General features: G+C 38.4%; 17 protein-coding genes. 15 read left to right on the top strand and 2 right to left on the bottom strand.

Annotated features, from left to right (window positions below; all coding sequences use genetic code 11):
• Position 1 precedes the first annotated feature (1 nt).
• The 4 genes from IGJ19_RS13865 (at position 2) to IGJ19_RS13850 (ending at position 2,078) form a co-directional block, all read left to right on the top strand.
• Entirely contained in the window at positions 2–532 is a 531-nt protein-coding gene (locus IGJ19_RS13865; protein ID WP_010734066.1) for an NYN domain-containing protein, read from the top strand.
• A 77-nt stretch (positions 533–609) separates the two neighbouring features.
• Entirely contained in the window at positions 610–1,185 is a 576-nt protein-coding gene (locus IGJ19_RS13860) for a sigma-70 family RNA polymerase sigma factor (protein ID WP_074801430.1), read from the top strand.
• 116 nt (positions 1,186–1,301) lie between these two features.
• Positions 1,302–1,547 carry a Veg family protein gene (locus IGJ19_RS13855; protein ID WP_010734068.1) on the top strand — a complete coding sequence of 82 codons (246 nt, stop codon included), beginning with the start codon at positions 1,302–1,304 and terminating at the stop codon, positions 1,545–1,547.
• A gap of 93 nt (positions 1,548–1,640) precedes the next feature.
• Positions 1,641–2,078 carry a GNAT family N-acetyltransferase gene (locus IGJ19_RS13850; protein WP_161642450.1) on the top strand — a complete coding sequence of 146 codons (438 nt, stop codon included), beginning with the start codon at positions 1,641–1,643 and terminating at the stop codon, positions 2,076–2,078.
• A 35-nt stretch (positions 2,079–2,113) separates the two neighbouring features.
• On the opposite strand, the gene mscL is transcribed toward IGJ19_RS13850, so the two are convergent.
• Positions 2,114–2,578 carry a large conductance mechanosensitive channel protein MscL gene (gene mscL, locus IGJ19_RS13845; protein WP_010734070.1) on the bottom strand — a complete coding sequence of 155 codons (465 nt, stop codon included), beginning with the start codon at positions 2,576–2,578 and terminating at the stop codon, positions 2,114–2,116.
• Between the two features lie 222 nt (positions 2,579–2,800).
• Between mscL and yfmF the strand changes: the two genes are divergently transcribed.
• The 10 genes from yfmF (at position 2,801) to IGJ19_RS13795 (ending at position 21,331) form a co-directional block, all read left to right on the top strand.
• Positions 2,801–4,069, top strand: a complete 1,269-nt coding sequence (yfmF, locus tag IGJ19_RS13840; protein ID WP_074801424.1) for an EF-P 5-aminopentanol modification-associated protein YfmF — start codon at positions 2,801–2,803, stop codon at positions 4,067–4,069.
• Positions 4,062–5,351, top strand: coding sequence for an EF-P 5-aminopentanol modification-associated protein YfmH (gene yfmH / locus IGJ19_RS13835; protein WP_086335491.1), 1,290 nt, complete (start codon positions 4,062–4,064; stop codon positions 5,349–5,351). Before yfmF ends, yfmH begins: the two co-directional genes overlap by 8 nt.
• Before the next feature lie 294 nt (positions 5,352–5,645).
• On the top strand, positions 5,646–6,536 hold the full coding sequence (locus tag IGJ19_RS13830) for a helix-turn-helix domain-containing protein (RefSeq protein ID WP_071866530.1): 891 nt from the start codon (positions 5,646–5,648) through the stop codon (positions 6,534–6,536).
• A gap of 171 nt (positions 6,537–6,707) precedes the next feature.
• Positions 6,708–7,286, top strand: a complete 579-nt coding sequence (pgsA, locus tag IGJ19_RS13825; RefSeq protein WP_019723896.1) for a CDP-diacylglycerol--glycerol-3-phosphate 3-phosphatidyltransferase — start codon at positions 6,708–6,710, stop codon at positions 7,284–7,286.
• Between the two features lie 226 nt (positions 7,287–7,512).
• Positions 7,513–8,757 (top strand): competence/damage-inducible protein A, encoded by a 1,245-nt coding sequence (locus IGJ19_RS13820; RefSeq protein WP_071866531.1) that lies wholly within the window; start codon positions 7,513–7,515, stop codon positions 8,755–8,757.
• Positions 8,758–8,862: 105 nt separating this feature from the next.
• Complete coding sequence (gene recA / locus IGJ19_RS13815) at positions 8,863–9,903, top strand: recombinase RecA (RefSeq protein WP_010734076.1); 1,041 nt, start codon at positions 8,863–8,865, stop codon at positions 9,901–9,903.
• Positions 9,904–10,191: 288 nt separating this feature from the next.
• The gene (rny, locus tag IGJ19_RS13810) at positions 10,192–11,748 is read left to right on the top strand and encodes a ribonuclease Y (RefSeq protein WP_071866532.1); all 1,557 of its coding nucleotides are present in this window, start codon (positions 10,192–10,194) and stop codon (positions 11,746–11,748) included.
• A gap of 193 nt (positions 11,749–11,941) precedes the next feature.
• A complete protein-coding gene (locus tag IGJ19_RS13805) occupies positions 11,942–12,136 on the top strand; it encodes a hypothetical protein (RefSeq protein WP_130029219.1) in 195 nt (64 codons plus the stop codon).
• A 374-nt stretch (positions 12,137–12,510) separates the two neighbouring features.
• Positions 12,511–20,409, top strand: a complete 7,899-nt coding sequence (locus tag IGJ19_RS13800) for a QWxxN domain (RefSeq protein WP_430604222.1) — start codon at positions 12,511–12,513, stop codon at positions 20,407–20,409.
• A 568-nt stretch (positions 20,410–20,977) separates the two neighbouring features.
• Entirely contained in the window at positions 20,978–21,331 is a 354-nt protein-coding gene (locus tag IGJ19_RS13795; RefSeq protein ID WP_430604221.1) for a hypothetical protein, read from the top strand.
• A 136-nt stretch (positions 21,332–21,467) separates the two neighbouring features.
• On the opposite strand, the gene proC is transcribed toward IGJ19_RS13795, so the two are convergent.
• On the bottom strand, positions 21,468–22,262 hold the full coding sequence (proC, locus tag IGJ19_RS13790) for a pyrroline-5-carboxylate reductase (RefSeq protein ID WP_074801768.1): 795 nt from the start codon (positions 22,260–22,262) through the stop codon (positions 21,468–21,470).
• A gap of 195 nt (positions 22,263–22,457) precedes the next feature.
• On the opposite strand from proC, the gene mprF reads away from it, so the two are divergent.
• Positions 22,458–25,028, top strand: a complete 2,571-nt coding sequence (gene mprF / locus IGJ19_RS13785) for a bifunctional lysylphosphatidylglycerol flippase/synthetase MprF (protein ID WP_071866537.1) — start codon at positions 22,458–22,460, stop codon at positions 25,026–25,028.
• The last annotated feature ends 74 nt before the right edge of the window (positions 25,029–25,102 follow it).

Here is a 25,102-nt window from a genome sequence, read left to right as displayed (position 1 = left end):
CATGAAGAAGCAGCTGTTGATCGTCGATGGCTATAATATGATCGGTTCTTGGCCAGAGTTAGTGGCACTGAAAAAGCAAGATAAAATGGCGGATGCCAGAGAAGCCTTGTTGCATCGTTTATCGAATTATGCAAAATATGAAGGCCTAGAAGTAATCGTTGTCTTTGATGCGCAATTAGTGCCGGGTATCCAACAAAATTATCGAAAATACCAATTAGAAGTTGTTTTCACAAAAGAGGATGAAACGGCAGATACGTATATCGAGCGCATCGCGGGAGAGTTGAATACTCGCTTGACGCAAGTGACTGTCGCAACGAGTGACTTAGCAGAACAATGGGTGATTTTTTCACAAGGTGCCTTACGAACTTCCGCGTACGAATTATATAAAACAATCAAAAAAACAGAAAAAAATATTACCCAAGATAATATAAATATGCGTTTTATTGATTTTCGACGAAATTCTCCGTGGAATGAAGAACAATTAGAAAAATTGTCCCAAAAATTGGACGATTTAATGAGAAAAGAAAAATAACAGCCAGATATGATTAGTTATTCAATGAATTGATGGTAAGATTCCTCCATAATCGAAAGTTATGGAGGAATTATTTTATGTCCGAGGAGTTATTGTGCGCCGCCCGTAATGGAGATGAAGAAGCATTTTCTATGCTGTATCAAAAATATTTCCCGTTATTATTACGGTTGAAAAATATTTATTATCTAAGGAATTATGTAAGTGAAGATTGGGAACAAGAAGCAAGGATTGCTCTATATCAAGCACTTAAAACGTACGAAAATAATAAAGGTGTCAGTTTTGGGAGTTATTACAAAAGTATTATCAGTAACCAAATCTACTCTTTATTGCGTAAGCAAAACGCGCTAAAACGTCGAGACCAAAAAAATGAAATTTCTATTGAACAAAAAATAGCTACAGAAGGACCAGATTTTTTAGCCGAGATCACCATCCAAGAACCTGTTGCGATGCAACAATTACTATTAAAAGAAGCTTTCGAGGACTGCGATATCAAATTCTCAACAAAAGAGGCAAAAATCTTTCAACATTACATGCAAGGCAATGATTTTAGCGAGATGGAGAGAGAATTATCAATGGATCTGAAGCAAATAAAAAGCGCTTACGGTCGAGTGAAATATAAGATAAAAAAACATCTGAAAGATTATAATGAGTGATTTTTTATAGCATTACTAATGTTTTTCTTACTTATTTCTATTGCATTTCTTTTTTTGATATGGTAAACTTGAAAAATTTTATTATATATGGTATGATAGTAATTGAGGTGAATTGTATGCCACTAACTTTAGCTACAATCAAAAAAGATTTAGAAGGTCGTATCGGCAGCCAAATCATGTTGGTTGCACAGACCGGAAGAAAGCGTCAAACGGAACGCCGAGGCGTTTTAACAGAAACCTATCCTTCAGTATTTGTCGTAGACTTAGATCCTGAAGAAAATTCATTTGAACGAGTGTCTTACAGTTATTCAGATGTACTTACTCGAACAGTTGAGATCGAATTTTTAACTGAAGCAGTTTAAAAAGCAAGCGGACCTAGATTATATATGAGGTTCGTTTGCTTTTTTGTATCTAACTCGTTATGCTATTAGCAAGAAAGAACGGAGGTCCTGATGATGAAGCATTATGTAAAAAAATTTGCAGAACTAACAACAGCAGAATTTTATGCAATCGTGAAAGAGCGAATCGCCGTATTTGTTGTTGAACAAAATTGTCCTTACCAAGAAGTCGATGAGATCGATGAAATCGCATGGCATACTTATTTTAAAGATGAAGATGGTACGATTTTGGCATATACACGTATTTATGCAGAAGAAGACACGGTTCATTTTGGACGGGTCTTGGTCAATCAGGCGCATCGCAAATTAGGTTTAGGACAAAAAATCGTGGCACAAACATTAGCGGCGATCGAAGCCAATGCACCTGGACGTCCGATCGTGATCGGGGCACAAGAGTATCTACAATCATTTTATGAATCCTTTGGTTTTCAGGCAATCTCAGAAGTATATTTAGAAGATGGAATCCCCCACTTAGACATGAGAAAACAAGCATAAAAAAAACAGAAGAATTTCCTTCTGTTTTTTTTATCTCACGCTTTAGGATCCGTGCTCTCAGAAGTTGCTTGGGCAGTTGGGCGTGCATTATTTTCAGCTGTTTGTTGTGCCAATAGATCGCGGATATCACTAAGATAATCTTCCGCAGTGGGTTTGTCTTCCACCACTTCTTCTTCTTTTGGTCGTAAGTTTTTCGCATGATTGGCTGCTTTGACTACTAGGAATAGAACAAAACCAGTAATGACAAATGTAATAATTGCGCTAATAACATTCCCAAAAGAAAAGGTGACCCCTTTCGCAGGTGACCAATCAAGAACAGACAATGCACCATCCAAATCAGAGGTACCTGTGATCATTGCAACGACCCAACCAATTAAGGGAGTAATCAGGCCTTGAACGATTTGATTCACAATGCCCGTAAAAGCACTACCGATCACTACACCGACAGCTAGATCTAGCACATCGCCTCGCATGATAAATTCTTTAAATTCTTTGATCATTGTTTTTCTCCTTTCTTGTTAATCCTAGTATATCGAAGAATAAAAAAATGTAAAAACAACACGCTTAATAATATCCCCACACGTTCGTTCAATCACTTGTATGCTATACTAGAAAGTGACTTTTAAAAAAATTGGACAAAAAAAGAGAACTTTCATGTCGTTGAAACAACAACGATCATCGCTAAGAGTTCCAAGGATCATGACAAAAAGGAGTAGTTATTTATGGCCTATCAATTGACAGAAGGTGTCAACCTTCATGTGCTACCAACCAAACAATTTAAAACAATCCGTATTTTTGTACGGTTCACCACAGCCTTAGAAAAAGACATCGTCACCAAACGTTCACTACTGAGTAGTCTATTAGAGACGAATAGCTTGAACTATCCGGATCAGACACAATTAAGTGCAAAATTAGCTGATTTGTATGGAGCTGGTTTTGGTTTTTCTGTCCGGAAAAAAGGTAATCTACATTGGATGAATGCAGGAATCAGTTTCGTCAATGGTGCGTATGTCAATGACAGCACGATTTTGACGAATGCCGTTTCCTTTTTAAAAGAGGTATTATTCTTTCCTAACATCAAAAATCAAACATTTGATCAAGCAACATTTGATTTAGAGAAAAATAACTTAAAGCAATATTTGGAAAGCTTAAATGAAGATAAGCAAACAATGGCTTCATTAGCATTACAAGAATTATATTTTGAACAGTCAGATGCACAAAAAATCCCAAGTATGGGGTCCGTTGAAGAACTAGAAAATATCACATCAAGTGCCTTAGCCGAATATTATGCACGTATGATCAAAGAAGACCAAGTGGATATTTTTGTAGTGGGTGATATCAAAGAAACAATGGCAATCGAAGCGTTAAAAGAGCTTCCTTTCACTGAGCGAAAAGTGGTACGACCAGAAATCTTTTATCAACAAACACAAAACAACGTGATCAAGGAACGACAAATCCAAGAACCAGTGGTGCAAGCCAAACTGAACCTAGCCTATCAAACCAATATTTATTACGATCAGCCAGAACGTTTTTCATTGATGGTCTTTAATGGCTTATTCGGAGGCTTCCCTCACTCCAAACTTTTCATGAATGTACGTGAAAAAGAAAGCTTAGCTTATTATGCGTCTAGTAACGTTGATACTTTTCGTGGGTTATTGACTGTACAAACAGGTATTGAGACAAAAAATCGTAATCAAGTCTTGCACTTGATCCATCAACAACTGGCAAGTTTACAAAATGGCGAAGTCACTGAATTGGAGCTCGAACAAACCAAGGCAATGTTACGTAATCACTATTTGTTGTCTTTGGATTCACCACAAGCTGCCATCGAATCCGCTTATTTAGCACACTGGCTTCCTGATACTGAACTATCGGACGAGGAATGGTTAGCTCGCATGGAACGTGTAACGATCGAAGATATTCAAGAAGTAGCAAACCAAATCGAATTACAAGCAATTTTCTTTTTAGCTGGGGGTGAAGAAAATGAATAAAGCAGAGTATAGTCAAATCAACGAAACACTGTATCACGAAGTCTTACCGAATGGTTTGACGGTCTATCTGTTACCAAAAAACGATTATCACAAAACATACGGTTTATTCAGTACGAACTATGGGTCGATCGACAATGAATTTATTCCCTATGGTGCAACGGAAAAAGTGAAAGTTCCTGACGGTATCGCACATTTCTTGGAGCACAAGTTATTTGAAAAAGAAGAAGGCGATGTTTTCCAGTTGTTCGGTCAACAAGGAGCATCAGCGAATGCGTTCACGAGCTTTACAAAAACCAGCTATTTGTTTTCAACGACAGATCAAGTAGAAAAAAATCTTTTGACGCTTCTTGATTTTGTTCAAGCACCTTATTTTACTGAAGAAACAGTAAATAAAGAAAAAGGAATCATTGGCCAAGAAATCCAGATGTATGAAGATGATCCGAATTGGCGCTTATTCTTTGGTATCTTAAACAATCTATATCCCAATCATCCATTACACATCGATATTGCAGGAACGGTGGAAAGTATTGCTGACATCACAGCAGAGGATCTATATACTTGCTATCGCACTTTTTATCAACCAAGCAATATGGTGTTATTTGTAGTTGGCAATTTGGAACCAGAACAGTTGATGGAGCAAATTCGCCACAATCAAGCTACCAAAGAATTTCCACCCGCTCAAAAAATCGAACGATTCTTTCCCGAAAATCAAGCGGATGTTCTGCCGATAAGTACCTTAGAAGCAGCGATCACACGAGAAAAATTTGTATTAGGGATCAAAGGAATCGATGCGTTACCTGAAAATGGGAGAGAATTGCTTAGATATAAAACAGCGATTCGTTTGTTACTACAATTACTTTTAGGCCCAACTGCACAAAACTATTTAGCCCTTTACAACGAAGGAATTATTGATGATAGTTTTGGCTTTGAGTTTAGTTTAGATCGTGAATTTCATTTTGCTGACTTCAGTGGCGATTCGGACCAACCAAAACTAGCAGTACAAAAAATAAAAGAGATTCTTTTGAACTTTGAACATGACGAAGGAATCACAGAAGAAAACTTGAACTTATTGAAAAAGAAAATGTTAGGGCAGTATTTCCAATCATTGAACTCCATCGAATACATCGCCAATCAATTTACACAAAGTCTATTTGGTGACCAAACATTATTTGATCTGCCAGAAATCATTGAATCAATCCAGATGACGGATCTTCTTCAAGTAGGACGCTCTTTTATCAATGCTGACGTGTTTAGTGAATTTTATATGCAGCCAAAAAAGTGAAACAGTAAAAAATTCTGATTTTTTTGGACATACTCGCTGATTCGTCATACTTTTTGTAAGAATAAAAGAAAGTCTTAAATTTCAGTTTAAAACAGATGAAATGTTATCCAAAGTAAGTTCGCTTTGTGGTATTCTTAAGTAGATTGAGTGCAAGATTGATCAATATAGAGGAAACACTATACATTGAGCATGAATAAAGCAAAAATTCAATGAGAAGCAGTCAGAATAAATGGTCGATCCTCAGTAGAGAAAACACCTTCTGACTAGAATACACAGACTGGAGAAGATGAACGAGTGGCTTTTGAAACCATCGGGGAAAAATTACGGCAAGCCCGTTTAAACAAAAAAATATCATTAGATGAATTACAACAAATGACGAAGATCCAAAAACGTTACTTGGAATCAATCGATCAAAACGAATTTGATCAATTGCCAGGTAAATTTTATGTTCGTGCATTTATTCGTCAATATGCAGAAGCTGTTGGTGAAGATGGTGATTATTTAGTGGATGTTTTTGATGGAAAAAAATCTTTCGCAGATGAAACCATCAAAAAACGACCAGAACCAGAAACAGTGAGTGGTTCAAGAAAAGCTATGCACGAAGAAGAAAAGAATCTAACAAAATTCTGGACAAGTCTGCCAGTAATTTTATTAGGATTAGTCGCTGTAGCAATCATCACAGTAGTGGCATATATGTCATGGCAAGACCGTCAATCTGAGCCGATCATTGGTGGAACAGCTTCAACGGTATCTGTCGATGGTTCGATCACGGAAGAAGAACCGGAGACAAGTGAATCGACGGTTGAATCGACCGTGGAATCGACAACAAAATCAACAGAAGAAGAGAAAAAAATGACCATCACACCGGGGCAAGACACAGGAAGTGCGCTTTCGATCGAGGTGAAAGATGCGAAAAAACCGATCACATTGGAATTCACAGCAAGTGAACGTGTCTGGATCGGTGTCCAATTGAACAATACGTTTGACTATCATTATCAAGAAACCTTGGTTGCCAATGATACAAAAACAACAGAGCTTCCAGAAAATACGACAAATGCGATGATCACACTTGGGGCAGCGAGTAATGCAACGGTCAAATTAAATGGCGAAGAACTGCCTATCAACGCAGGACCAAACAATACAAGTCTGAAGAATATTTCGCTTTCCTTGCAGTATGCAGAATAATTAGTTTAAAAAACAACCGTGTAAAAGAGAGCCGGAATCTCGTCTTGGGCTCTCTTTTCTTGTTTGGATAGTAGGTTATAAAGTAGTGAAAGATTTGTTGAGCAATTGAGAGACTATTGGTGGAAACTTTTGCTGGACTGACGTAAAATAGGAAAGAAAGGAGTCGTTCTTGTGAATTTACCAAATCAATTAACTGTACTTAGAATCTGTATGATTCCGGTGTTTATTTTAGTAGTCGGTCTCCCGTTAGATTGGGGGCAATTAACGGTAGGAACAACGTCATTAGCGATCACGCAACTAGTAGGAGCCATCATTTTTGCTTTAGCAAGTGTGACGGATTGGCTAGATGGGAAAATTGCTCGGTCCAGAGGATTAGTGACGAACTTCGGAAAATTTGCTGATCCATTAGCAGACAAAATGTTAGTTATGACAGCTTTTATCATGTTGGTAGGTCAAGGGAAAGCGCCAGCATGGGTGATTGCGATCATCGTTTGTCGTGAGTTGGCTGTAACAGGGTTACGATTATTGCTTGTCGAGGATGGGGAAGTCATGGCAGCTGCTTGGCCTGGAAAAGTAAAAACAGCTACGCAAATGATTGCGATTATTTTATTATTTATCAATAATATCCCATTCAACTTGATCAATGTACCCCTCGATCAAATCATGTTATACGCTTGTCTGATTTTTACCATCTATTCAGGTGTCGATTACTTTATCAAAAATCGTGGCGTATTCAAAGGATCCATGTAAAATCATAGAGTCACTTAATTACCCTTGCAATCAGATCGGTCATTCCCGGTCTGATTTTTATTTTTTTGACATAGACGCAATCACAAGAACAAATTGAGCAAGGAGAAATGATTCTATCAGCAAATAGCGTATACTATTTGGTAGAGACAATTAGTCGAAAAAAGACTGATTTACAGATAAATAGAGATGTTGCAAAAGCAACCTCAACTAAAGGAAGCGATCAAATATGAAATCTGAAATCATAGCAGTAGGAACAGAATTATTACTTGGACAAGTCGTGAATACGAATGCGACATTTTTATCAGAACAGTTAGCAGATCTAGGAATCGATGTCTATTATCACACAGTTGTCGGGGATAATCCGACTCGTTTGGAGGAGTTACTCCAGTTAGCTGAATCGAGAAGTGAACTAATCATTTTATGTGGTGGACTAGGACCAACAGAAGATGACTTAACAAAAGAAGTTGTCGCTCAACACCTCGGCAAAGAGCTGATCCAAAACACAGAAGGGTACAAGAAACTGCTGGCATTTTTCGAAACGACAAAAAGAAAAATGACGGAGAACAATTTACAACAATCTCAGATCATTGAAGGGGGCACACCATTACCTAATCGAACTGGCTTAGCGTTAGGCACGTTTTATCAAACGAAAAGCAATGCTTATCTTTTACTTCCTGGGCCACCAAGTGAGTTGAAGCCGATGTTTGTAGAACAAGTGCGACCACTGTTAGAACAACAATTCCCTTCAGAAGAAAAACTGATTTCAAAAGTGTTGCGCTTCTATGGCATCGGTGAATCACAATTAGTAACCGATCTAAAAGACTTGATTGCTACCCAAATCAATCCCACGATTGCTCCTTATGCCAAACCAAATGAAGTCACACTGAGATTGACAGTCAAAACGTCAGATATCCATGCAGGGAATCAAGCATTGCACGCACTAGAAGAAAAAATCCAAGCCCGTGTCGGTGCATATTTTTATGGCTATGGGGATGACTATTCGTTGCCACAAGCCGTCGTGGATCTGCTAAAAGAACAGGGGAAGACAGTCACAGCAGCTGAAAGTTTGACAGCGGGAGGCTTTCAATCCGCGTTAGGAGCAATTCCTGGCGTCTCTCAAGTCTTTTCTGGGGGCTTTGTGACTTATTCAGCAGAGACCAAAGCAAAGCTCTTAGGCATCGATCCAGAACTATTAGAGCAGTTTGGCACAGTCAGTAAAGAATGTGCCGAACAAATGGCGATTCGAGCACGCCAACTCGTTGGTACAGATTATGCCGTAGCGTTTACCGGTGTGGCGGGACCCGACACATTAGAAGGACATCCTGCGGGTACAGTTTGGCTTGCCGTTGCATCAAAAGAAGGCGTAGAAACAAAAGAATGTCACTTTACGAGAGACCGTTCGGCAATCAGAAATAGTGCGATTATGCAAGGATTTGATCTGCTAAGAAAGCAACTATTAAGAAAAAAATAAATGCGAATATTTGTTCGGTTTTTGCTTGCTTTTTATAAATAAAAAAGATATTATAAACGTAATGAAATGTTACTTTGAGTCGTAAAAATAAGGAGGATTATCGTATTGGCAGATGATCGTAAAGCAGCCTTAGATGCTGCATTGAAAAAAATTGAAAAGAACTATGGGAAAGGTTCGATCATGAAACTGGGCGAAAAAATCGACCAACAAATCTCGACAATTCCAAGTGGTTCTCTTGCACTAGATGTTGCTTTAGGGATAGGTGGCTATCCTCGTGGACGGATCATTGAAGTCTACGGTCCAGAAAGTTCAGGTAAAACAACGGTTGCACTCCATGCAATCGCAGAAGTCCAAAAAAATGGTGGGACTGCCGCCTTTATTGATGCGGAACATGCCTTGGATCCACAATATGCCCAAAAATTAGGGGTAAATATCGATGAATTACTCCTTTCTCAACCAGATACCGGAGAACAAGGATTAGAAATCGCTGATGCTTTAGTATCAAGTGGTGCAGTAGATATTGTCGTTATCGACTCAGTAGCAGCTTTAGTACCACGTGCAGAGATCGACGGGGAGATGGGTGACTCACACGTAGGGTTACAAGCTCGTTTGATGTCTCAAGCCTTACGTAAACTCTCAGGATCGATCAACAAAACAAAAACGATCGCGATTTTCATCAACCAAATTCGTGAAAAAGTTGGCGTGATGTTCGGTAATCCAGAAATTACACCAGGAGGACGTGCGTTGAAGTTCTACGCAACGATCCGTTTGGAAGTACGTCGTGCGGAACAATTGAAACAAGGAACGGACATTGTCGGTAACCGTACAAAGATCAAAGTCGTAAAAAATAAAGTAGCACCGCCATTCAAAATCGCTGAAGTCGATGTGATGTATGGCTTAGGTATCTCTCAAGAAGGCGAGCTATTGGATATGGCAGTTGAAAAAGATATCGTTGATAAGAGTGGTGCATGGTATTCTTACAAAGAAGATCGCATCGGTCAAGGTCGTGAAAACGCGAAAATCTATATGTCAAATCATCCAGAGATGATGGCTGAAGTATCTACATTAGTGCGTGCGGCTTATGGCATCGGTGAACCAGTTGATGTACCAGAAGAAGCACAAGAAGAATTACCACTAGATGAATAAAGAAATAAGCGGGTATCCGGTAGTCTAATAACTACCGGATGTTTTTTTATTTTTCACTAGAATAAGAACCAAAAAATAAGTCATCACTCGCTCAAAACCTCCCTTTTTTGAAAATCGAGGAAGCCGTTTCTTTTCGTATTTAAAGTTGACACTACTGGAAACAAACATTAGAATAAACTTGTGCAGGTTTTTATGCACATATGCAACAGCATATTTATAGTTTAGAATAATTTATCATAGAAATTGGTAGATGATAAAAATGGAAAAGATAGTATGGAGGTGGATTTAATGGGACTCAACATTCTCCTCGCTATCATCGGTTTAATTGTCGGTCTTGGTTTAGGGTTTATGGTTGCGAAGTCACGTCATGAGAAAGAAATTGCTGGTGCAAAAACATCAGCTGCAAGTATTCTTGAAGGTGCAAAAAAAGAAGCAGAAACTCTAAAAAAAGAAGCATTGTTGGAAGCTAAGGAAGAAAATCAGAAATATCGTTCTGAAGTTGAAAGTGAGCTGAGAGAAAGTAAATTAGAGCTAAAATCTCAAGAAAATCGATTGATCCAACGTGAACAAACGTTAGATCGTAAAGATGACTCGTTAGAAAAACGAGAAAACTCACTTGAAAGTAAAGAAGAGGCACTTAGTTCAAAACAGCAATTAATTGAAGAGCGAGAAAAAGACGTTGAAAGATTGATTGAAGATCAACAAAAAGAATTAGAAAAAATTGCTGGTTTATCGAAAGAAGATGCAAGAGAAGTAATCATGAAATCAACCGAAGAAGAGTTGAATCATGAACTGACCTTGATGGTAAAAGAATCAGAACAACGTGCAAAAGAAGAAGCAGATCGCAAAGCGAAGAACTTGCTCTCATTGGCTATCCAACGTTGTGCAGCAGATCAAGTTTCTGAAACGACAGTGTCCGTCGTGACATTACCAAATGACGAAATGAAAGGTCGTATCATCGGACGTGAAGGACGAAATATTCGAACCCTTGAAACACTTACAGGAATCGATTTGATCATTGATGATACACCAGAAGCAGTCGTTCTTTCAGGATTTGATCCAATTCGTCGAGAAATCGCACGAATGACATTAGAAAAACTGATTCAAGATGGACGGATCCATCCAGCGCGTATCGAAGAAATGGTTGAAAAATCACGTAAAGAAATGGACGAACGGATTCGTGAATATGGAGAAGAAGCAGCCTTTGAAGTCGGCGCACATACGCTTCATCCAGATTTGATCAAGATCATGGGTCGTCTCCATTTCCGAACAAGTTATGGCCAAAACGTGTTGAAACATTCGGTCGAAGTAGCGAAATTATCAGGAATCTTAGCAGCGGAGTTAGGCGAAGATATCCAATTGGCAAAACGTGCGGGCTTGCTTCATGATATTGGAAAAGCGTTAGACCATGAAATCGAAGGATCTCACGTTGAGATCGGTGCAGAACTAGCAACGAAATACAAAGAGAATCCAGTTGTGATCAACGCGATTGCCTCTCACCATGGCGATGTCGAAGCGACTTCTGTTATTTCCGTCCTAGTAGCCGCTGCAGACGCATTATCAGCAGCTCGCCCAGGTGCAAGAAGTGAATCATTGGAAAACTATATCCGTCGTTTGAGAAGCCTAGAAACAATCTCAAACAGCTTTGCCGGTGTTGAATCAAGTTTTGCTGTCCAAGCCGGACGTGAAGTACGCGTCATGGTCAAACCAGAAGAAATCTCTGATTTAGATGCGGTACGCTTAGTACGCGATATCCGTAAACGTATCGAAGATGATCTGGATTACCCAGGACACATCAAAGTAATCGTGATCCGAGAGACTCGTGCAACCGATTATGCGAAATAAAAAATAGTTAAAATATAGGATGACCCAACAGATTAGATTAGTCTGTTGGGTCATTTTTTTTGATTCTAGGGCATAACAGATCGTGACAACGCTTATGACTTTAAAATGATCTTTTATGACAGATAAGATATCCATAGTTTTTTAACGGTATAGTAATACTTGAAATAACTATAGTATAAGGAGGCGAAGCATATTGCTGATAAAAATAATGAAATTTGCTGACGATCATCCCTATCTAATCGTCATTTATTCTGGATTGTTTGGGAGTGCTTTTGGGATCACGATTGAATATATCGTGAATCGTGATTTCCTGCCGAGTGGCATTTATAGTCTGATGTTTTACTATGTCATAGAATTGTCGATCGTTAAACTCAAATCTAAAAAATAAACAAATGAAAACAAGACAATAAGAAAAGATATGATTACATACATCCATAAAAAACGGCTGAAATGCCAGGAAGTGTTCATTTCAGTCGTTTTAGGTGTGTAAAAACACTTAAATGAATTCCTTTTTACCTAGCAAAAAAATGCACACCTTCTTGAGTAATAAATTGAAAATCAGGCATTTCATCTTGGAACGTTCAAGCTAATTTATTTGACCATTTTTTTCTAAAATACTTGAATAAAAGGCACATAAATGTTTACCACCCTTGTATGATGAAAGTGAAGGGGAGAAGAGATATGTAGAAAAGCAAATAAAACTAGTGATTTTTAACACTTTATTCAGTTGATGTGCATCTTTTAATGAAGGAGTGAGACGAAATGCCAGGAGAAGATTTTAATAGAAGAATCGGTGAATTCTACAACGAATTTAATATGAAGGATGACCCAAAAGAACGGCAAAATACGATGTATGACATTGCAAGTAGATTAGGTCAGACGCCGACAGACCTCCTGACCCCTGCAGGCTTCCTCTTTATATGGAGCGTTCTAGCAGGTCTACGGATGCCAGAGGATCGCCCTGATCAGCAACGAGCTGTCCAAGATTCAGGTGCGGTGTTAGAAGTAGATACGCATGTCGAAATTCAACAGATCGGAAATCAAGTACGAATGCCTGCGCTCAAGTCTAGCTCGACTTTTAACCCCCAAAAAATAACCCCGCCTTTACCAACGAATACTACTCAAATAAAACAAAACAAACTAGAAGTTGTCTCGCCGCTTTCGGATTTAGCAGACGCTGCTCACCAATTCAGTATAGATGTGCACAAATTAGCCTATGGTATTTCAGAACTTATTGACTGTTCAACGTCCGAACAAGCATTCCACAAAAAAGAATACGGCTTATGGGAAAATAAAAATCATACACAAATCCACTTTAAGACAGTTTGCCAAAATGCTATCGCCGCCTCACAAACATTGAATGAAACACGAAGTAATACAACGCGCTCTCTCCAGCAATTTTCATTCAAGAAAAGTACGGATGCAAATGATCCACAGCAATTTAATGCAAGTAATGCGGCTGAAAAGTTGAAAAATTTTTTTCAAAAGACTTTTGAGGAAAAGTATCAGAAGAATGGGACGACAACAGACGTTCCAGTACCAGAAAACGTAACTCTTAGTGTGACTTCTTTTTGGAATGGTCTAAATGAAGTGTTCAGCTCATTCTTTTATCAGCAAGAGCAGATCATTGATTCATTGAATCACACAGATGAAAAATACAATATGTTAGGGCATTTTACAGAGTTATTGATCCAAACTTTTTCTAGCGATCCTAAAACACAAGAGAAATCTTCTGATCCGTTAGGCAAAGATAATAGAAAATATGAGCGACAGCATATTTTAAAACAGCAGCTTCTGGCAAGTGATTCGAAAAGACAAGCCGCTCACGGAACAGAAGTGAGCATCACCGCAAAACTTGTTGCTTTGGCCAAAGATTTTTCAGAAGTGTTCGATCGTTTCGTTAAACGTTATGATTACTTACAAACAAGAATTGGCGCGGAAGCAGCAACCATCCCTACGCAGTCAATGGATGCGCCACCTTTAATTGAAACAACAAACCCAACGCTTGTTGGACTGAAATCGTCGGAAGCACTCTCTGAAGCAACACATGAGAAAATCAACAAAATCATGTTAGCTTATATGGAAAATAAACCTTCACCTGTACCAGTCAATGAACCATTTACACCGTTCTGGTATGATCAAGAAGTCTTTGGGCAGCGCAGTGAAACAGACAAAGCAAATGAAAGAATCAGACAAGCTGTTTGTGAACAACGCAGTGAGTTATGTGCCATTAAAGATAAGCCATATAATGAGTTTTTTCTCGCTCTTCAAAGCTGGGCGAATAGAGGTGCATCAAACCATGAACTTCTTGAGAAGAGACAACAGCTTGCTAAAATTATTCTTAGTGCTTATGGTCTTTCCGTCGTGCAGTTATCTGCCATTAGAGCAATCAATATTTTCTTTCAATGGGAAACAAATAACGTGTTTAAACCATATACTTTTACTGAAACTAAGAATATTGAGATCAATCCGATACAAAAACATAATGAAACAGTCACAGAAAATGATCTAACCAATAATTTATTCATCCCTGTTAGTGCTTCTGACTATAGTATGGTCCTTCAAATCACCGAAGCCATCTCTCAAGATATACAACCCTTTGATCAGTCAGAATTATTGCCAGTTTTTCATTTTGATGAACCGCTTTTTCAGCAGAAAAATCAGACAACTGATGTGAATCAGATACTTAAATCTTTTTTCATCGGTACAGGAGTTGTTAGCCAGATAGATACCGACTTGGAGTTGATTAAGGTTGTTCAAAATTGGGCAGGTAGGAATTGGAAAAATGACCAAACCATACAGTCAGAGCGGGCACAATATTTAGCTTATCTCATCCACAAAGGGTACGGGATTGAAAATAGTAGACTAGGAGATTTCTTATCCGATATACAATTACAAGCAATTTATAAACAATGGAAAACTAACACGTTGCTAGCGGGGTATCTTTATAAAGAGAAGACGAAACAAACCATTCAATATGGTTTATCACCAGCAGAGACTGCCTCAATTCTTCAAGTTCAAAAATATTTAAAAGAAAACAATCAGATCTATGAGGACTTTATCCTTGATCGACCAGATAGTATTCCTAAGCAAACACTAATCGTACCAATTTATTATCATAAACAGATTTTTGATATGCGAGAGAATACCCAAAAAGCGAATGGCGAAGTCGGCAAGTTCCTATATAAAGAACAAATGTATTTTACAACGGCAACACCACGTCAACTGGTTTTGTTGTTACAAAAATGGATCTTTGCAGGTTTACAGTACGAAGAAATCTGCAAAAGACAGAACATAGCAGCGAATATGATTGTGAGGGCTTATGGTGGGGCAGCTGTTCCCTTGACGGATGCTGAGTCACGAGCGATTGTGTTGCAGTGGGAAAACAATAACGCACAGATTGGCTATACGTATAAGAAGGGGCAAGACAATCGTTTGGGTATCGATATTGAAGAAATCAAAAAGAATCAAGAACAGGAGCATGAAGAAGAAGTTAAGAAAAAGATTGAACGTTTTTTTTTAGAAAATGATTTTAAGCCTACGACACAAACGAATAGCCAGCCAAAAGAAGTGTTACATACTACCGTAGATCGTATAAAGTTAGAGAAAGAAAAACAAAGAGTAGCTAAATTTTTAACTGAAAAAGGCGTAGATTGTGAAACTACGGATGCTGATGCTTTTGCGAAAATAGTCTCAAGTTGGGTACTGCTGGAAGGAGCAAATCAAGAGGTTATAGACATGGTAAAAATGAAACAAATTGCTCAAGTCATCCTTGGTGAGGAAGTAGATGGCGTCATTTCAAATAAAGGCGCAGAAATCACGTTCACGAATTGGTTGTGGGACATGATCGAAAGCAATCATTTAGTTTTGCCTACCACCACTCCCTCTGCGATTGTAGATGAAAAAGCAGAATCTATACCAGCAGTAACAATCAATAAGTGGTTGGATAAGAAAATCATGACACAAGTTGAGACATTTTTTCGTCAAAAAGGCATGTTGTCTACTACCCAAGTAAGCAAAGAAGATGTTTTGTCCGCTATGGGGGAATGGTTTGGACAAACAGGGATGGATGGCAGAGTCTCATCTGAGAAAGTCCAAGCGATAGCAAAAGTTATCCTGAAAGAGTTAAAACTATATGGTGGAAAGACAGAGGAAGTGATCTCAGATAGGGACGCTGAATTGACCGTAATGAAATGGACAGTTGAAAATGTCCTGGGTACCACAATAGAAGGGTATGCCGCAAAAAAAATCATTGATTCATCTGACCCATCTACATTTACGATCGGCCAGCTTAGGAAGTCATTTTCCGTAGAAGAATTGATAAAAGCTGATCTAATCAACATCCCACCGAAATCTGCCACTCAACAAGTCGATCAAAAAATAGGAAGACAAAATAATATCACTAAACTATGGATTATGTTCATGAATCGAGCACTACCTAATTATTTTCTTAAATCAAGTGAGGTTGGTGACGATGTATTGATCGCTGATTATGATTCTTTAATGCAGATGACTGGCTCTAGAATATTAAAGGATTTAGGGTATCTTGAGAAATTCAATCAGACAGAAATCAAATCAGTAGGCGAACTTTTTTTTGAGAGTTTTAGAGATAAAGGGATTGATACTGTCGAAGAAATTTCTCATCTTTTAATTCCAGCGACATTGGCTATCGCTCAGTTGGACCCAGATATTCTCAGAGGTCCAATAGCAAAAGGGGACTATCAACAAGTCGCGTTAAGCACCTTTGTCAATTATTTGCAACGTGGCTATTTTGAACTAATAAAAAAGCAAGAAATGGTCAATGACCTTGTCTTATCTTATCAAACAGCAGTAATAGACTGGCGCCAACAATCAGCGCTTGTGGATGAAGTACTGGAAGAGTGCAAAAAACTAGGTATCGCGGTTAGTCTTGCGGGTGGGCAAGTTTATCTCGCTGGCGGAAATCCCTGTCCTGGTCCATGGATTCCACCAGATATCAATGAATGGTATATGCGGTTAACGAAAGCTGTATCTGAATCATTTTATTCATTGGATCAGTTTCTGATACGACTTGCGGTGGATTCATTTCACAAAGATGATTTGAATTTTATATTTTCATCGGAAAGTCGTATATATGAGGCACAGGCAGTGCTGAGTCATAAAGCAAGGCATTCGGCAAGTGGACCAGGAACGTCAGGTTTTCCACCAGTCTTTTTGGCAAAAGAAGTGGAAGTAGAGACGCTTCTTACCTTAGATGAGACAGATTTATTTGTAGTTATTCTTGGTGGAGAAGAAAGATGCTATGCGTTGAAAAGGCTTGAAAAAGATGGAGGATACAAGCTTTATCGCGTTGATAAAGATCCTATGTCATATCTCCGATATGGACTTTTTAATCGACAAGATCTTTGGAAAAATGAATTTCGAAAATATGGTGATAAAGTTCTGATCAGAGATAAGCCTTATATTTTTAAACTAGAATCGAATCAGAACAAACTTTTATTGAAAGGAAATGCACAGGAGGCGTTTATCAACCATATCAGCGGTAAACACAGGGATAAAGTCTATCGACAACTCTATGATTCAGGAAGAGAGACAACAATGGTTACAAAAATTTGGGATGTTTTCAAGCATCTCATTCCTTTTTACGATTGCGTGGTCGGTAGTATGAATAAAGATATTGGTGAGGCGGTTCCCAGTTGTATGCTCGATGCAGTGTCCTTGATTCCTGTATTGGGTCAAGTCACAGCCCTCAATACGAGATTTGTATTTGGTATGGCAAGAACGATCATGAAACAAGGTGTAGCAGGTATAGTACGTCATAGTACGCGCTTCCTCCCAAGAACATCAGAACTCCGATCAATTGTTGTTAGTGCTATACGTTACGCTGATCCAGGAATAGAATTTCTAAATGATAGTTCACAAGCCCTATTTAAGGGGTTGATACGTTTAAAAAACCAAGCATTTATTAGAAAAGAACTCAAGGAAGTAGTGGCAAAACTTGAAAAATTTGGAATAGAAACCCACGATTGGGCGAAAAGTTATACGCAAGCTACTTTACCAAATAATGGTCCAGAAATACGCGTGAAACGTGTGCAAGATCATTTGTACGTCCCAGTATCAGATTTAAAAAAAGGGACTGTTTATGGAAATCATTTTACATTGCGTGGAACAAAGCTAAGGCTGTTTGAGGGACCGGCAGTTTTTTTTCGCAGACACAAATATTTGGTTAACCGAATTTCAAGGAAGATTCCTAACAGAGATGTAGCTGTAAAAGAACTAAATTTAAATCCTAAAGCTTATGGGGAGGCAACTACATTAACTGTTACTGGAGAAGGAGATTTTCGGCAAACGTTCATTGAAATGAATAAGAAATTAGTGCCTGTCAGAATCAGTACAATTGAGAATCATGGTGTCCGCTATGATATACATGATAGAGGAGCGATATATCCGGTAAACTTTAACGGGATAGAGTGGTATTTTGAAGCAGAAACTAGCCCAACAGTTTCGCTAGCAGTACGTGAGAAGGTAGGAAAGGAATTAAGTCAGTATGAGTCATTACTGACTCCGACTACGCTATCCCCACCGGATGAAAATGGGTTGATGTGGAATTCTGCTGGGCGATCTTATATCAGAATCCAAGAGCAATACATTCCATTAGTTTTGTTGGACAAGGAAACGAATCGTTACCATTTGGTGAAAAAAAATATTCTTGCACCGATGACCGTATTACGATTGGACACGAATAATGGTGCTTTTCGGTTTGAAACGCCTTTAGAGAAAGCCAATGAAAAATATCCAGGGACTGTCCAATATAATAGCCCTAATTCTCCGCAAGAAGGTATGTCAAAAAAAGAGGATGTAGGATCAGCTCGGGGAAAGACAGTTGCGCAGAGGAATGAGAATTCATTGTATCCGCCGTATAATACCCTTCCAGAATCCCCAAATAGATGGTGGGGATGGTACGGTATGCTTAATGCAATCGAGTATTCGCCAATGCAAGGCATTTCAAGGTTGGAAGATGAATTAGTTCCGATCAAACCATTGGATCATTTTGTCCCAGAGCCACAAAGAATTGTCTATATCGACGAGGAGAAAGCACAAAAATCGATTTCTGATGAGATTGCCAAAGTATTGTCTTTGAAACCAGATGACCAGTTTCGTGTTTTTTCCGGTTTAGACATAAGTATGGTGCCGGAATCACTTAGACCGTTTATAGAGAAACTTCCTCAAGAATTCAAGAATGCCATAGAAAATTTCAGAATCGTCAAAGATGTGTGTTTAGAATTGTTAAAAGTAGATAAAATCGCAGAAACAGCCGAAGGTCAATACTTAATAAATTTCCTTGACGTGCCACCTTCTGTTCAGCAAGAGAAGATTTTAAAGGAATCGGTAAAGAGACTCCTTTCAATCGCAACCAAAGGTGAACAATTTCTGAGACAATCAGCAGACTGGGGATTTGAAAATATTTGGATCGTTTCGACTGATTTTGTTCTAGATGAGAAGACACATGCCTATTACTCTGTTAGTAATGATAATCCGAAAGCCTATGCCTTTGTATTGAAAGAAGATGCCGAGTGTCGCATCATTATTGTAGCTGATGCTTTCCATAAAAGACCAGAAATTTTACCAGGAATCCAAATAGCAGCGCCTCCAGAGATAACGATCACGCATGAAACCACACATATTGTTTCAGGAACATATGATGTTGTTAAATATGGGCTAACGCTTACTGGATTTTTGCCGAGTGGACAAAATGTGAAAGATGATTTTCTTACAAGATACTCGGGTTTTTTTGAACATCCGAATTTTGATCAATTTGTTACAGGGGTAGCAAAACAGCAAAATGCCCCTCGTTTATCTAAAAAAACGGTCGTCAAAGCATTTCAAACAGATGCTATGTTATTTACTAACTTTAAACTGACGGATGCTCAATTACTCGCAACGATTATGAGAGATTTCGCCAATCAAAATGAGTTCTATAACCAACCGCGTGTCAAAAGAGAAACAAAGGAAGAGGGATTGGGAGATGGCAAGCTATTCACTGTGTTAGCAATGATGCAAACAGGTAATTTCTTTGTGTTAGAGCAAACTAAAGATTTAGAAAAGAAGCAAGACTTGTCTGAAATGATGCCGACAGGATCTACTCAAATAAGGGATGAAGTAGCGGATTTTGCAAGGATCATAAGTCATGGTAAAAAGATTAATAAAGAGACCAATGCGACAGCAACTTACCAGAAGTCTAACGATGATTTTTCAGTTATACCACCAGATAAAAATGTAGAAAGGAAACAAGTAGTACCAAAAATGCCGACAGAAGCATCTGCTCAAAAAAGAGATAAAGCGGCAGATTTTGCAAGGATCATGAGAGGGGATGAGGATAAAAATGAGTCCCACGATCACCCCCGCGTCAAAAGAGAGACAAAAGAAGAATCGGGAGATGGTAAGCTGTTTCCTGTTGCAACGACAATGAAAACAGGTGATTTTTTAGTGATAGAACAAGATAAACGTTTAGAAAAGAAACAAGTAGTACCAAAAATGTCGACAGAAGTATCTGCTCAAACAAGAGATGGAGCGGTAGATTTTGCAAAGATCATAAGTCATGGCAAAAAGGTTAGTAAAGAGACCAACGCGACAATCACTTACCAGCAGTCTATCGTGAAGGGAAAACAGGTCAGTCTGTAAAACGAACAGTAAAGGACACTAGCCAAAAAAAGATAGAACAGAGATAAGGTATAATTTTACTACTGTAAGTATCAGCTAAAATATGAAGAACAACCTCTTCGATCACTAAGACAGTAAGCATAAAAATGTGCAGTCTTATTTTCGAAGAGGTTACGGATGTTCTCGGCGTTTATTCAGTTCTAAGGTGACAGAAAAAAGTGAATTTACAAGGATTTTTATGTATTATTGTTATTATTTAATTTGAAAATCAACGGATAAAGGACGTATTAACAATAGGTTATCGTATGTCGAATAGTAACAATAAAAAAACACAAATTATTGAATACAGTACTCTAAATGAGTGGTTTAATGTTTAGCGAGCACTCTCACTAAATGTTAAAGGAGGAGTATAAATGATTAAATCTGAAATTTTTACCTTGTCTGTCACAATGAGTATGTTATCTAGTGGAGAAGCAAGTGCATTCTCTTTAGCTACTGGTGATATGACTGGATGATATGTTCGAGAAGTATGGGATGACTCATGGAGGGTACATCATGGAAAGCATCACAGAACGAGATGACTAATCGTATGAAGAAATACATCGTTCAATTACTAGTTATATTTTCACTTGTATTAGCCTTTATCGGCTTGGTTGAGTTTTTATTGAAAGGAAATAAATCTATACTAATATCAACCAGTGGTTTAGGCTATGTTTTTGGCGTTCCATTTTTATCCGTTAAACCGTTTAAGAATGAAACTAGGATAAGAAAAATCCAATATGCGGTTCTTCTATTCTTGTGTTTTTACTTACCACCTAAAATAGTAAGCTCATTTGAAGTTGAAAGATTTGAGATTACACGTTTTTTGTACGCTAGATTAATGCTTGTAGGAATACTAATTTTATGTGGAGTAACTTTTACTTCGCATAGAAACAAGAAATAAATAATAGCAAATGTTCAATATAAACAAGCCGAATAATCCGGAAGTAGACACAGTTGTTTTCGGATCATTCGGCTTATTTTGTTTTAACAATATTAAATTTTATTTTTTTCAGTCTATCCTTGCATCGCTTCTTCGTTTACAACATTTCTTTGTCTTTTTCGATCGTTTTCGTGATCCCTGTAATGATTGCGGGGATAAACCCAGCCTCTTCTAATGCGACGACACCAGCAACTGTCGTTCCGCCTGGAGAAGATACTTGGTCAACTAATTCCCAAGGATTTTCATCGCTTGCTAGGAACTTTTGACAGGAACCTAAAATCGCTTTGGCTGCAATTTCTGTTGCTGTTTTTTTAGGTAGTCCATGTAAAACACCTGCACGTCCCATTGCATCGATCAACATATAAATAAAAGCAGGGGAGCTTCCAGCTAATCCGATAAATGTACTGAAATCATCTTCTGCTAAAGGATAAACACTGCCAATCGCTTCAAAGATTTGTGTCGCTTGTGTCAACTGTTCATTTGTTGCTGCTTGGTTTTTGCAGATTGCAGAAACACCCGCGCCAACACTCACGTTGACATTGGGCATCACACGAACGATAGCAGCTTCTGGATCAAGTGCTTGTTCTAGTGTTGCAAGCGATTTTCCTGAAGCAATTGAGATAAACAACTGTTGTTTACGATAGTCGCGTAATTCATTTAACACCTGTTCGATGATTTTTGGTTTTACTGCCAAAACAACGATTTCTGCTTTTTCAGCAATCTCTTGATTGGTTTGACAAGCATTGATCCCAACTTTACCAGCAAAGCGTTGAGCATTTTCATAATGACCGCTTGAAACAAAAATATCTTCTTTAGCCACTAGATTATTTGCTAAGATACCGTGAATAATTGCTTGTGCCATATTTCCTGTACCGATAAATCCGATTTTCATGTAATCCTCTCCTTTGATTTTTAGCATAGCTTTCTTTCTCATAATCTGCAAGTCGAGAGACGAACTGTTTTTCCAACTTACTGCTCAGGTCAAAGCGCTTCTTTCACAACCTAATGCCCAAAGTGGAAAAATCAATGTAAATAAGATAACATGAATGTATATGTTTAGAAAGTCTACAGGTGAGGAAGGGTGCCGGTGAAAAATAAATTACAGATCATGATCCAGTGGGTGAAAGCACATCAGTTGATTTTGAAGCTGATTTTCTTTGGATCGATCCTTGTTTTTGTGGCGAATCAAGTCGCAAACATTGCCCATGGGATGAGTTGGCAAGATGTCTGGCACACGATGGAACAACAAAGTCATGTCACGTTAGCATGGATGATATTAGCAGGTTTGATTGGTGTGATGCCGATGTTACTTTATGATTGGGTAACGATTCGAGTATTGGAAAAACAAGGCAAGCCCAAAATGAGTCGTAAAGACTTTTTGTTATCTGCATGGATTACGAATACGATCAATAACTTGGCAGGATTCGGAGGGATTGTCGGAGCAAGCTTGCGCGCCAGTTTTTATGGCAAGCACACGAATCGAAAAATGGTGTTGGCAACAGTCTCTAAGGTTGCTTTGTTTCTATTGACGGGTCTTTCTATTTGGTCATTAGTGACGTTCATCAATGTCTTCTTTCTTCAAACAGATAGTGTGTTTCGTAGTTATTGGATTTGGTTATTTGGTGGTAGCTTTCTAGCACCGCTTATCTTTTTGTTTGCCTATTTGAAACGTAAAACGCTATTTGCAGAATTTTATCCTAAAGGTTTACTGGGCTTGTTACTGGCTTCCTTTGGACAATGGACTGGTGCCTTAGTGGTTTTCTTGTTGATTGGGCGCTTGATGGCTGTAGATATTTCTGTATGGTCCTTGTACCCTATGTTTATCATTGCCACATTGATTGGGATGTTGACAATGGTACCAGGTGGTGTAGGCACATTTGATGTGCTGATGATCTTAGGAATGAGTCAACTTGGCGTGCGGCAAGATGTTGCACTTGTTTGGTTGCTTTATTATCGTTTGTTCTACTATGTTCTACCATTTCTTTCAGGGATCGTTTTATTTTTGACACACACAGGCGTCAAAATCAATCGATTTTTAGATAATATTCCCCGACTATTTTTTCAAAAAATTGCTCATTTAGTGTTAGTATGTGCCGTTTATTTTGCGGGAATCATGATGGTCTTACTTTCAACGATCACGAATCTTTCGACTGTCAGTCGGTTGTTTCAAATACTCTTACCCTTTTCGTTTGATTTTTTAGATCAGTCATTGAACCTGCTGGTTGGGTTCTTATTGTTAGGGCTAGCTAGAGCTTTAGCGATGAAAGTCAAAAAAGCGTTTATTCCTACTATTGCTTTACTCGCTTTTGGAATCATCAATACTGTAATGCGCACCTTATCATGGGAACTGATTGTTGTATACCTTTTGATTTTATTAGCGGTGTGGTTATCCCGAAAAGAGTTTTATCGTGAAAAGTTCGTCTATTCATGGGGAGCAATCATATTTGATGCGTGTTTGTTTGGCTTTTTATTTATTGTTTATGCAATCGCAGGCTATCACCGTGGAAGTTTTTGGGTAGGAGATTTAACTGCGAATCGCTTTATTCTCTTTCCATCTGAGGATGTTTGGTTTTCAGGACTGATTGGTTTAGGAATCTCATTACTTGCGTTAGTTGCATTGTACCAATATTTAGCTTCAGAAACAGGGTTTGGTGAACCTCTGGATCAAATGCGTTTAAATCGCCTCTTGACAGCCTATGGTGGAACCGCGGCTAGTCATTATCTGCACTTACCTGGATATACTTATTTTTATTATCAGGAAAATGGTCAAGATAAAGTAGTGTTTGGTTACCAAATCAAAGGAAATAAATGTTTTGTTCTTGGTGATCCGATTGGTGATCCAACGAAGATACGTACAGCTACGCATGAGTTTTTGAAAAAAGCCGATTGTTTTGGCTATGAATTAGCTTTTTATAAAGTATCCGAAAGTTATGTCGTCATGCTTCACGAAGCGGGTTTTCACTTTGCAAAAGTTGGAGAAGCAGCGATTACTAATCTTTCTTCAGACGCGCTTCACTGGCGTACAAAGCAGATCGAATTGCAACGTTTGACGAATGAGGGATACCATTTTACTTGGTATGACCAATTACCTGAAGAGTTGCTCGAACCGATTCAGGAAGTTTCTCAAAAATGGTTGGATGGTTCTCGTGAGAAGCATTTCTCTGTTGGTTATTTTGAGAAAGATTATCTCTTGATGAGTGGTATTGGTATTGTTAGGAAAGAGCAGAAAATCGTTGGGTTCATTACATCTCAACCAATCAATGACCGCCAAGCGGGGTATGATTTATTGCGGTATCTACCGAACCAGCCGAATAGTCTAGGTGATTACTTACTTGCAAATCTACTGGATGTCTATCGCAAAAATGGGTATGCAGAAGCGAATCTAGGGCTGGCTCCCCTTGCAAATGTCGGAGAAACTGATTTCTCGTTCTTGCAAGAAAAAGTGATGAGGATCATCTTCAATTACGGGAATTTCTTTTACTCATTCCAATTAACTTACGAAGAAAAACAACGGTATGTTACTCATTGGGAAGGCCGTTATTTTGCGTATATGAAAGGAAGTAGTTTTACTTTAGCCACATGGCAGCTTTTCTTATTGATTGGTAAAGGGAAAGAAAAAGGAACAAGTCTAGCAGAAGAAGTTCTGACAGAATTGTAAAAATGATTGTAAAGCTGTGAGGAAAGTGTTTACGCATGTTGGTGGAAGCTATACTTTTATTTTCCCCTATGATA

Origin of the sequence: Enterococcus sp. DIV1368b (assembly GCF_050529595.1) — a bacterium.
Taxonomy (GTDB): domain Bacteria; phylum Bacillota; class Bacilli; order Lactobacillales; family Enterococcaceae; genus Enterococcus_B; species Enterococcus_B mundtii.
This window is presented reverse-complemented; position numbering and strand designations above follow the sequence as displayed.

Bases quoted from the DNA above. Each gene is read 5' to 3' on its own strand.
- IGJ19_RS13850 (WP_161642450.1), top strand. From the start codon at position 1,641: ATGAAGCATTATGTAAAAAAATTTGCAGAACTAACAACAGCAGAATTT.
- yfmH (WP_086335491.1), top strand. From the start codon at position 4,062: ATGAATAAAGCAGAGTATAGTCAAATCAACGAAACACTGTATCACGAA.
- IGJ19_RS13795 (WP_430604221.1), top strand. From the start codon at position 20,978: ATGAAGAAATACATCGTTCAATTACTAGTTATATTTTCACTTGTATTA.
- mscL (WP_010734070.1), bottom strand. From the start codon at position 2,578: ATGATCAAAGAATTTAAAGAATTTATCATGCGAGGCGATGTGCTAGAT.
- yfmF (WP_074801424.1), top strand. From the start codon at position 2,801: ATGGCCTATCAATTGACAGAAGGTGTCAACCTTCATGTGCTACCAACC.
- IGJ19_RS13865 (WP_010734066.1), top strand. From the start codon at position 2: ATGAAGAAGCAGCTGTTGATCGTCGATGGCTATAATATGATCGGTTCT.
- rny (WP_071866532.1), top strand. From the start codon at position 10,192: ATGGGACTCAACATTCTCCTCGCTATCATCGGTTTAATTGTCGGTCTT.
- proC (WP_074801768.1), bottom strand. From the start codon at position 22,262: ATGAAAATCGGATTTATCGGTACAGGAAATATGGCACAAGCAATTATT.
- IGJ19_RS13800 (WP_430604222.1), top strand. From the start codon at position 12,511: ATGCCAGGAGAAGATTTTAATAGAAGAATCGGTGAATTCTACAACGAA.
- IGJ19_RS13855 (WP_010734068.1), top strand. From the start codon at position 1,302: ATGCCACTAACTTTAGCTACAATCAAAAAAGATTTAGAAGGTCGTATC.
- IGJ19_RS13860 (WP_074801430.1), top strand. From the start codon at position 610: ATGTCCGAGGAGTTATTGTGCGCCGCCCGTAATGGAGATGAAGAAGCA.
- IGJ19_RS13820 (WP_071866531.1), top strand. From the start codon at position 7,513: ATGAAATCTGAAATCATAGCAGTAGGAACAGAATTATTACTTGGACAA.